This is a genomic window from Hoeflea sp. (assembly GCF_039975035.1).
Taxonomy (GTDB): domain Bacteria; phylum Pseudomonadota; class Alphaproteobacteria; order Rhizobiales; family Rhizobiaceae; genus Hoeflea.
Map to the genome: position 1 here is coordinate 1 of NZ_JBDWHW010000088.1, position 11,137 is coordinate 11,137.

Genomic DNA, 11,137 nt, shown 5'->3' on the forward strand with positions numbered 1-11,137 from the left:
TCTGACTTGTTTTCATGGCATCCTCACTTTCCGGCACGGTAGGGCAGAAGCGATTATGAAGCGTCGACGGTGACGCAGTTCTTGCACAGCATCGGGCCCGACAGGATGCATCTCGACGCGAGAAAAATGGTTTGGAATTACGCTTTACACTCGCGAGAATTGCTGAGTTGCAGCAGCCGTTTCGGTCAGCCTTCGGACCTTCTTCGCGCGTTCAATGAACGGCAGCACAGGGTCGTGATTGACTCCGCGCCCGTCTACGCGAACGTCTGCTTTCCCGACTTCGTTCCAACAAGCTACCTGACAGGTTACGGCCCCATTCGAGCCGGTCGGGAATGCGCCCGCATTTCGACCATTGAGGCTTACACAATTTTTCTGGAAGCCGACATGAGCGGTCGCACTTGGGTGAGGCGGTTCAGAATAGTGCATACAAGCAGCCAAACCCAAACTGCAAGAACTGGCGGCTTTATCCGATCAGAATAGCCCAACTTCACCGAACCTTTCCCGCAGAAGACGATTGCGCCTCTAATTCAATGGAATGCTGAGCTTCGCAGCTCCCGTATACGTGTTTCCGCCGGACCCGATTCCTCCGATATCGCCGGAGAGAGAAAATTTGGCGCCGGATTTCAAATGAATACTTATTCCGGTTCCGACCGTTCCGGTCAGGCCCTGCGTTTCGTCAGCAAAGCTGCCATTGGAAAATTTGCCACTCTCGCCGAAGGAATAAACACCTTTGAACTCGGTGAAAAAGGTGAGTGTCTTTTCATTTTTCAGCTCGAAGTCTCTTTCCAGTCTTGGTCCTATGTCGATCACGCCTTGCGACACAGTGCGTTTCGGGATCACTACGCCCAGGCTGTCGGTATAAGCCTGTTGCGTCTCGCTGATGTAGCTCGCCTCGATACCAGGGGACACTGTCCATTCGCCAAGATCGAAACTGCCAATCAAGGCGCCAGTAAAAAGCCAGCGATTGGTGTCGAACTTGTCTGTATAGGTTCCGAAAGGAGTAATCTCGTTGGTTGATTGCCCCCAGGCGCCACGCAGATCGAGATGGAAAGTGTCATTCAGGCGAAATGTGCCATAGGGACCAATCATCCAACCTTCGCCGCTGACTTTGGCGCCAGAACTGACCACATGATGCGTCATGCTATCAAACTGACCCATAATGCCAATCAGGGCACGATTATTCAGCAGATAATCAACGCCAGCAAAAGCAATCGAGAAATCGCCGCTATCCGCCGGCGCATCGTAGACAGAGATTTGTCCTTCCATCCAGATATCCCATTTCGGCAGCGCAACTGAATTATTGCCAAAATGGTCGAAGGCTGGATTCATACGGCGCAAACGGTTGAGGCTGGTAGCATATGACAGCACATTTCCATTGAGCTCCATATCGACCGGAAGCGGATTGGGCAAACTAAAACCGTAGGCAGAAACCGTGCCGGTTGATGGCCCGCCGTTACCACCTCTAAGTCGATCCATACGGCGGGACCGATCTGGCTGATGGGACATAATTAGGTTGTTGCGTGCCCCGAGATAGTCGGTAATCAGATTTCCCGTAGCATCACGTGTTTCCAGCAGCTCAAACGTACATGTAACCGTTTCACCGCTGGCAAGATTGATGATTGCCATGCCATAGGCAACATCACCAATTGAATTGCTGTCATTGCATGAAATCGCGGTGAATCCGTATCCGGCTCCTGTTATGTTCGTCGCTGTGACGGTGTGCATTCCTGCCTGCATGCCCGTGACAGTAGATTGAGCTGTGCCGGAAACCGTAGCGATTGTGAGCGCAAGATCAGGTGTTGGAGATCCAAACACAACGCTCACATCCCCTCCGCTGCTGTTAACGACCAGGGTGATGGTACCAGCACCCAACGTCCCCTTACCAGCTATGGCGAAGTCATAGGCCGCTTCGTCAGCATCATCGGAATTGATCGTCAGGGTCGCAGATTTGAGCCCCGCTGCTGTAGGATTAAACTCGACGACGACAGTCGTGGACGCCGCTGCTGCCACGGTGCCGGCCGGTGCGGTGGTGATCGAAAAATCACCGGGATCAGCGCCCGATAGCGCAGCACCGGTGATGGTCAGAACATCGGTGCCGGTGTTTTCGATTGTAAAGGTCCGCGAGACCGTTCCCGTGGCGACATCGGTCGACCCGAAATCCGTATGGTCCGCAGCGTCTGGTGTTGTATCGCCGTCAACGATGCTGACACTGTTGCCTGTGACATTGATCTCAGCGGCACCCGTCGCCGTCCCGGCCAGGACAAAGTCATAGGCAGCTTCGTCACCATCATCGGAATTGATGGTCAGGGTGACGGACTTCGGACCGACGGTCGTGGGATTAAACTCGACGACAACAGTCGTGGTATCCGAGGCTGCGACTGTTCCCGTTGGATCTGTTGTTATGGAAAAATCAGCGGTATCGGTGCCCGTCAGCCCAGCACTGGTAATGGTCAGAACATCGGTGCCGGCGTTTTCGATTGTAAAGGTCCGCGAGACCGTTCCTGAGGTGACATCAGCCGAGCCGAAGTCGGTATGGTCCGCAGCGTCCGGTGTTGTATCGCCGTCAACGATGCTGACACTGTTGCCTGTGACATTGATCTCGGGTAGCGAAGCGGCGCCCGCTCCCCTAATTAGCATTACGAAAGGGCTTTCGTCCCCGTCATCATTCTGGATAGCGACCGATGTTCCATAGGATCCGGACTGCGTCGCTGTATACCTCAGAGTAAAACTCGTCGTCTGGCCCGGTGCGACGACCGGTGCAGGTTGTGTTACTACGGAAAACATGTTGGGATATCCGAAGATCGTAACAGCATTGGCGCCCAGATTTAGCGGCGTTGTGCCGACATTTTTAATGACAAACGTCCGGTCAACCATGGTGCCGTTCTCGGAAACGGTTCCAAAATCAGTTCCATCCGCTGTGTTATAAAGTGGGACGGCAACATGCCGAACAATATTGATGCCGTTTCCGGTGACCACAATCTCGGGCGCGCTCGATCCGGTTCCTTGAATGGTAAAGCTGAATGAATCTCTATTCGGATCATTGTTCGGGATTGTTACGGTGGCTGTGCGCACACCGGCAGCCGAAGGAACAAACCTTATATTGAGATTTGACCTTGTGGAACGGTTTAAAGAACTGTCCGGCTGGCTTGTAACCGAGAAATCATCTTTATGGGGACCACTAAGAACGGCCCCACTCGGAAGAAGCAGCGGATCAGTTCCATCATTATTGATGTAGAATGTTCGATCGGCAACACCGGAATTTATATCCGTCACACCGAAATCCGTGAAATCGGCAATCGAGGGTGACGTATCACCATCGACAATCTCCAGATTGTTACCTTCTACCAGGATCGCTGGACCGGTTCCCTCACCGGTCAATTTGAAACTGTACGGCGAACGGTCACTGTCATTGTTTGCAATTGATACCTCTGCTTCGCGGTCTCCGTTTTCACTTGGGGCAAACCGGATGGAAAATGTCGTTGTGCCGCCATTAGCGGCAACTATCGCGTCTGCATCGGAAACGAGCGTATAATCACTGACCTCCGTGCCACTCAAGACGACCCGAGGACTGCCGGTAAGCGTCAATGGTGCATTGCCAGTATTGGTGATCGTGAATGTATGGGTGTCCGAGCCGCCGCCGACCGTCACGCCCCCGAAATCTGTATCTTCCGTAACACTCGTCCACCAAGAGTTGTTAGTGATGGAATTGCCATTTCCAGAGATGGTGATCACAGGTTCCCCTGTGCCGGTCCCTGCGATTGCAAATGTGTAGGCTGGCTCGTCGGGATCATCACTTGCAATCGAGACAGTCGCCGTCCGCAGACCGAGAGCAGAAGGGTTAAACCTGATGGAAAACAGGTCTGACTGACCTGCGTTGAGGGACGTATGCGGCTGATCGGGGACAGAAAAGTCCGCCGCATGCGGGCCAGAAAAGGTTACTGCATCCACCGCCAGTGTCAGCGTTCCGGTGCCGATATTTCTAACCCTGAAATCCCGGGAAGTTGAACCTCCTGCGTCAATATCCCGCGACCCAAGATCGGTATAGTCTGCAACGTCCGGAGTCGTATCGCCGTTAGCAATAGTAACGTTGTTTCCTTCAAGGCTGATATCCGGAATCGTACCGGTTCCCTGAATTGAAAAGTCGTAGGGATTTTCGTCCGGATCGTCATTGGCGATCGAAAGTGTCGCAGTCCGCAGGCCTTCTGCCGAGGGATTGAATTGCACGGTGACCGTTGTCGATCCACCAGCAGCGACAGTCTCCGCGGGCTGGGAGGTAACGGTGAAATCACCGGCATGGGCCCCGGTCCGTGTCGCCGCGTTGGCACCCAGTGTGAGCAGACCGGTCCCCGTGTTCTCGATTGTATAGGTCTTGCTGACCAAGCCGCCGGTGACATTGGCGCTTCCAAAATCGGTATCGTAGGAATGGCTGGGGGTCGTGGTTCCATCGGAGATTCTAAAACCGCCGCCCTTCACATTGATATCGGGAACACCGAGTTCACCCACGCCGGTTATCCGGAACTGATTATTGGTAGCGCCGATGGGCACGATGATGCGAACTTCCGTCGCATTTGTGCCGGCCTGAGTCGGATCCAGGCGAATTACCAGATCGAAGGTTCCACCCGGTGCCAGGGTGGCAGATGTCGGTGAAATAATGGAAAAATCCGTCAGGCTGCTCGTAAAGACAATGTTTGAAATATCAAAGGATTCACTGCCTGTGTTGGTGATGACAAAGGTGCGATCAACAACACTGCTGCCCACCAGAACGGAGCCGAAATCGGTGCCATCAAAGGTTGACGGCGTGAGATCATCCGGGACGATAATCTGACTATTTCCCGTAACCGTATAGGCCACGTCTGCATGAGCAGCGGCAGGCAAGAATGCGCCGGTCGAAACCATCAGCAGAAAAATCACGACAGATAGAATCTGCCGCGCACCAGGCCAGTTTTTTACACCATACATAAGACGCCTCAATGTTTGCTTTGTGCAAATTCTGTAGGCAAATTATAACTCGCAGGTCGTCACGAATAGCTGGCACCGTGAATAGGGGGTATTTCGTTTATGAATATGCGAGAACTGGATCTCAACCTGCTGGTGGTATTCGAGGCGATCTACACGAGCGGCAATATCTCGCGCGCAGCCGAGAACCTGAATCTCAGCCAGCCCGCGCTTTCCAACGCTCTCGCCCGGCTGCGCAAACAGATGGATGACCAATTGTTTGTCAGAAGCGGCAACGGTGTTGTCCCCACCACACGAGCTGACGAGATCATCGTTTCGGTCCGCAATGCGCTATCGATGATCCGGCAGAGCATAAATCCTGAGGGGGCGTTTGATCCGAAGACCTCAAAGAGGCACTTTCGCCTGATTATCGCCGATCCGCTTGAGCAGATAATCATGCCGCGACTGTTGCAGGACATCGGCAGTGAGAGCCAGGTCACATTTGAACTGCTGCCACCTCAATCAACGCCAGTCGAAGAATCGCTGTTGTCGGGCAAGACAGATCTCGCCGCATTCCTGATGCACGGGAAAAGCTCGGAGTTACGGAGCAAACCACTATGCCCTGTAGATCTTTTGGTCGTGGCGCGTAACAACCATCCTCGGATTCGGCATCCGGTCACAATGCCACAACTCAAAAAAGAGGGTTTCGTCACGATTTCGCTTTCGCCGGGGAAACTGGCAAACTCGGAGAAGGTGACATTCTGGCAACGGCTCCACCTCAAGGAGGTTTGCCAGGTCTATAAAATCAGTTCCGTTTGCCAACTCGTTGCCCAGACTGACTTGATCGGCCTCATTCCGCGCATCTATGCAGAGCAAGTTGCCTCGGTTTACGGGTTACAAGTGATCGATCTTCCGGTTGCCCTGAGCAACCAGCAGTTCCATTTGACATGGCGGAACAGCACCGATTTCGATGACGGATTGATCTGGCTCCGCAACAAGATCCTATCATGTTTCACTCAGGAAACGACCTGATCGCTCTTTACCGCGCAACCGGCCAACCAGAAATGAAGTGCCGCCCACAACCCAACGATTTGCAGGATTATCAAGGCCCATCGCAAAGCATCGATGCCATGGGACAGCGAGAGGCTATCGCTCATCCAGCCGACCAGAACAGGCCCCGCACCCAGTCCAATCAGGTTGACCATGAACATGAACAGGGCTGTGACCATGGGGCGATCTGATGCTTCTACACGCGAGTAAAGATGCGAGAATGTTGGGCCTGCAAACATCGATCCGGTTACAGCGGGGATGATAAATACGATGAGCGCAAGCGTTGTATTGTCCAGCAGATAGAAGACAACCGAAAATGGCTTTGCGAGCAGAATCGTAAGCGCTACAAACTTGAACCGCCACGTCGGATCCCTTTTTCCCAACCGGTCGCTGAATACGCCGCCAAGCCATGTGCCCAGGGCACCGGCAACACCGATTGCAAAGGCCAGATATGTTCCCGCCTGTGCTGTGCTCATCCCGTGATTGCGGATCAAATAGACTGAAACCCACGCCAAGGCACCAAATCCAATCATCGCCGTCAGCGCCGCGCCGATGAGCGCATGGCAACTGCTTGTATCAGCAATGAGTTGCCTGATCAGGGTTTTGGAATTTGTCTGCGCATGGGCCGGTTCTTCGGGAACGGCCTGAAACGTTGGATCTTTCAGCGCAAAAACCATCCACAGCGCCAACAGTAGGCCTGGGGCACCAGCGGCAAAAAACGCAACACGCCAGCCATATTGTGAAGCCAATATGCCACCCATCAGAAAGGCAAAAAAGGCGCCAATATTGGTGCCTGCCGAATAGAAGGAAAGCGCGCTCGCACGCTTTTCAGGTGGATAGGCATCCACAATCATAGAATGGGACGGCGGCACGCACCCGGCTTCGCCAATTCCGACACCAACCCGCGCAAGAAATACGGTTGCAAACGATCCGGCCATGCCGATGAGAGCTGTCATGGCGCTCCATAGCGAAAGGGCAGCGACCAGGATTGTCTTGCGGTTTCCCCGTCGCGTAATCCGGGCAACGGGAAATCCGAACAAGACATAGACAAAGGCGAACGCAATTCCTGAAAGGCTGCCCAACTGTAGATCGGACAAATCGAATTCGACACCGATATCATTCAGGGTAATGTTCAGAATCTGACGATCAAGGTGGCTCAGCGTAAAGGCTGCGGCCAACGAGTACAGCATTACCCGGGAACTGTCTTTTTCTTGCTGGCTCATATAACTCCCCCAAGCACCCTGCGTTTAGGTCAGGAAGGGTCGATCGGATTCTGACAGAAAAGCGAACGTCTCGCAGTGGAGAACGATTACAATATCTTGAAAATCAAATATTAAATGATTTTGAAATGCATAATAGCGACTATTTTAAGTATTATTGATTTCATGAGTGACATTTCCAATTTATATTACTTTAGCATGACGGTCAAACAAGAGCTATCCACTGACGCTGCCTCATACGCAGGAGACAGAGTATTTCTCGCTCACCTTCCATACTAACGAACGACCAAACGCCGCCGACTTTTTGGGATATTACCCCAGCAAGAACAACCACCGAAGAGGGCCTGACGCATTTGGCTGCCAATGTTCCAATTTTGGCGTCAGATGTTCCTTGTTGGGGACACCAGACTCCTCCTTGAATAAACTGCCGAATGCCGGGACGCTAACCCGAGTGATCTTTGGCGAATCATTTCGTGAAAATTGAGAGTACAAGCAGCACGGTACGCCAGGTCGCCATGTTGATTTATCCGCAGGTCGCATCGTCTGACGTGTGTGGTCCGCTCGAACCGTTCGGACTTGGAAATTTCCTCACCGGCTGTTGGCTTTACGATCCGATCACGGTCACGGTCACCACCGACGGAGCTCCGGACTCGATTGCCGGTGGTTTTCTCAAGCTGGAGCCGAGCTGCACCGATCTGCCGAGCCGAATAGACCTGTTCTGATTGGCGCGGGCCAGGCAGCTTCGCTGCAGCTCAGGATGAGGCCCTACTGACGTGGATAAGAAAGCTGGAGCCGCGTTGTTTGAACTTGGGATCTGTGTGCACAGGCTCAACGGTGCTGCTGGCGGCCGGAGTTGTGCAGAAGGATACCGCATTGCAACGCACTGACTCGAGGCGGATCCCGATGTTACCACCGAGGTCGACCCGGATGCGATCTAGGTACATTCGGGCAAGTTTTGGTCCTCGGCCGGCATGTTGGCCGGCATCGATCTGGCACCTGCACTGATCGAGAAGGATCACGGCCGCCAGCTGGCACTGGATATCTCACGCTTCATGGTGATGGTTCTGCGGCGTCAGAGCGGACAAACCCAGTTCAGCCCGCAATCGATGGCAGAGGCAACGGAAGACCCTCGCATCCGCAAGGTCCAGTTGTACATCTGGGAAAACCCGACTGCAGATCTCTCGCTTGAGGCGCTTGCCAGACAAGCGGGCATGAGCAAGCGGACGCTGGGCCGGCGCTTTGCCGAGGTCACCAACAACACGATTTCGCGTTACATCGAGGATGTCCGTCTGAACATGGCGCGCAGACCGCTGGAAGGGTCAGGCCAGTCCATCCAAACCATTGCCACCAATGCCGGGTTCGGTACGTCAATAACAATGCGTCGGTTTTTTGCCCGCAGGCTGGGTGTCTCGCCGGGCAATTATCGTGCAAGCTTTGGGGCGGACCAGAGCTTAGTGAATGGCGCTAGCACAATTGGAAACGGGTTTCGGATGGTTTTGGAGAACGTCATCAACGGCAAGTCCGTGTGGTAGGTGGAAGCATAAGCGAAATCTGTTCCATCTCCGACCGGACTTGAAACCGAATTGGCTGTGCATCTAGCGAATGTCGGCTTTAGCCGATCAGCGTCAGTGATCCGTTAGTCAGCTTCCGGCCCCAAGCGAGCCGGTCGGGGATACGCGCCCATTAGCGTCGCTCATTGCGATAGTTTCCGATCCCAGAAGCCGCCGTGGATGACAAAAATTACACCACACTACGGAACAGGATCCAGCGGTACGAATTACAGCGCAGAAGAGCGGGTTGGTCCGGTGCGGCATGACAATCCCGAGCGTAAACCTGCGCGGATGCGTCGTTGACTCTGACCACGAGGGACCCGTGATGCTGTTGCTTGAGCCTGCCATTTTTCGATCAATGCAGACCCGAGCATAGCGCCTACTCGGAACCAAAACAGATCCAATGTCAAGCCTCTATGGCAGCTATGCGGGAACACAGCCGTAATTGGGACACGTGGTAAGATCTATTCTAAGGCGCTTGTTCGGGCGAGAAACTCAAGGGTTGCTCGGGCCCATTCAGACCACGCATTTTCTCCTGGCAACAGAATGTGGTTCGCGCTTTCAAGAACAACGAGCTCGGCACGGGCGATGTTCGATGCAAGCTTTTGCCCTTCTGATAAGGGATGCACCGAGTCGTTTCGGCTATGAATAACCAAAGTAGGAACTTGGATATTCTCCAACTGATCGACGACGGTAAACCGATCAATCGCCATTCTGATCCGGCCTGCATTTTCAGGTGAGGTTGAAGCCAATTGCATGTCCACCAGATCGGCAAGTTGGTCTCGCGATGCTCCAGGGCAAAACAGGGAAGTAAACGCTCTCATAAACGCGCTTTCAGGCTTCCCCCAACCTTCACGCATTAGTGTCATCATCGCATCAGCGGCTTCGCTAGACTGGCCACCGTCCCTAAGCGCGCGACCTTCTGTATAGCCGCCATATAGCACAAGACAGCTCACACGTTCGGGGTGGTTTGCGGCAAACTGAATAGCAATTGGAACGCCTTGAGAAAGCGCAATGAGTGGAAACCGATCAAGCCCGGCAGCATTGGCAACAGCCTCTAAATCAGCAACATGGCTGTCTAGGACGGTATTGGAAAGAATAGGATCGGACAGTCCCGTTCCGCGCTGATCGTAACGAACGAGAGTGTGATCTTGCCCCAAAGCATTAAGGTATGGTCGCCAGATCAGGCTTTTCCAGTCCATTTCCAAATGAGTTAGGAAATGCCCCGCACGCATAATCATTGGTCCGTGGCCAGAGGTAGCATAGGCGATCTTTGTCCCATCATCAGACTTCGCAAAACGCACCCTTTGACGGTCACTAAGAGCAGGAGAAGGCGCAGGTTCTCCTCCACGGTCCATTGAAACAGACGTGCCAAGCTGCAAGCCACGCCGCGGTACAGTTTTGACAATTGACTGTTCTTTGCCGTTATCGCCTACCGCTTTCCGGGCTGCATTTATTCGGGCGCTGATCGAACTTTCGGACACAATGCGACCGCCCCAGATTTCGTCGATGATTTGATCACGCGTCACCAAAACACCAGCATTCCGAACAAGCAGGTGCAGCAGATCAAACACCTGCGGTTCAACTCTTACCTGCTTGCCATCCCTAACTAGTAGGTGACGGTCAGAGTCGAGAACACAGTTGGAAAAGCTGTAGCGCATAGGTCCACAAAACAGCATTTCCGAGACGCTCTCAAGGAATTCGGTGGAATTGGAGCAAATCTCAAGAAAATCACAGGATTTTCATATGGCCCTCCTTAAGCGGAGTCTGGCGGGCCGTGGCACTGTTGACTGAAGAAACCAGCAGAGGAACCCAGATAATGACGCTACAAACAGAAATCAAGAGATTGAATGACGGTTCAATTGACTACGCTCATTACATCGCCAAAGGTCGAGCGATAAGGAGCCACGACACCAACCAAGCATTGGTAACAATCTGTGGCGCGCTCAAGGCGGCTTGGATCGCAACAAAACATAGTATGAGGTTTCGTCGCGGTTCAAAACAGTCCCAGGGCACGAAACACTCGCTTAGAGCCCGATTCAAAAGTTCGTCATTAATCGCAAAGCCTTGCCAACCGCCGCATGAGAATGCGAATATGGGCGATGAGGGTCCATGCTGTTGAACTCTGGATGGATTTCTCCCAGTCCTTGGCCAGCCTGCGGGACCTCCCCAGCCATGCGAAGGTGCGTTCGACAACCCAGCGGCGGGGAAGCACTTTGAAGCCCTTCTGGTCGTCGCAGCGCCTGACAACTTCGATCGTCCAATCGCCATTGCCCGTCAGCGCCTGTCTCAGCTTGTCACCCGCATATCCACCGTCTGCAAAGATGTGCCGCAAGAACGGATAGAAGCGGCGGATCGATTGTAGCGTCGGCACCGCCCCGT

The 11,137-nt window shown here is 53.5% G+C and carries 7 protein-coding genes; 3 read left to right on the forward strand and 4 right to left on the reverse strand.

Annotation, left to right across the window (positions count from 1 at the left end):
• Positions 1–522: 522 nt before the first annotated feature.
• Positions 523–4,959, reverse strand: a complete 4,437-nt coding sequence (locus ABJN75_RS07255) for a choice-of-anchor D domain-containing protein (RefSeq protein WP_348438223.1) — start codon at positions 4,957–4,959, stop codon at positions 523–525.
• A gap of 99 nt (positions 4,960–5,058) precedes the next feature.
• Here ABJN75_RS07255 and ABJN75_RS07260 point away from each other — a divergent pair, with 99 nt between their 5' ends.
• A complete protein-coding gene (locus tag ABJN75_RS07260; protein ID WP_348438225.1) occupies positions 5,059–5,967 on the forward strand; it encodes a LysR family transcriptional regulator in 909 nt (302 codons plus the stop codon).
• Here the strand turns inward: ABJN75_RS07260 and ABJN75_RS07265 are convergent.
• A complete protein-coding gene (locus ABJN75_RS07265) occupies positions 5,952–7,208 on the reverse strand; it encodes an MFS transporter (RefSeq protein ID WP_348438227.1) in 1,257 nt (418 codons plus the stop codon). The two genes, ABJN75_RS07260 and ABJN75_RS07265, sit on opposite strands and share 16 nt — an antisense overlap.
• Positions 7,209–7,678: 470 nt before the next feature.
• Between ABJN75_RS07265 and ABJN75_RS07270 the strand changes: the two genes are divergently transcribed.
• Together ABJN75_RS07270 and ABJN75_RS07275 are read left to right on the forward strand one after the other, a co-directional pair.
• Positions 7,679–7,927, forward strand: coding sequence for a hypothetical protein (locus ABJN75_RS07270; protein ID WP_348438229.1), 249 nt, complete (start codon positions 7,679–7,681; stop codon positions 7,925–7,927).
• 249 nt (positions 7,928–8,176) lie between these two features.
• Positions 8,177–8,737: a helix-turn-helix domain-containing protein gene (locus tag ABJN75_RS07275; protein WP_348438231.1), complete on the forward strand. Its 561-nt coding sequence runs from the start codon at positions 8,177–8,179 to the stop codon at positions 8,735–8,737.
• A 482-nt stretch (positions 8,738–9,219) separates the two neighbouring features.
• Here the strand turns inward: ABJN75_RS07275 and ABJN75_RS07280 are convergent, their stop codons facing one another.
• Positions 9,220–10,434: an alpha/beta fold hydrolase gene (locus ABJN75_RS07280; RefSeq protein WP_348438233.1), complete on the reverse strand. Its 1,215-nt coding sequence runs from the start codon at positions 10,432–10,434 to the stop codon at positions 9,220–9,222.
• A 374-nt stretch (positions 10,435–10,808) separates the two neighbouring features.
• Positions 10,809–11,137: transposase (locus ABJN75_RS07285; RefSeq protein ID WP_348438234.1), on the reverse strand; the 329-nt coding region annotated here is incomplete at its 5' end.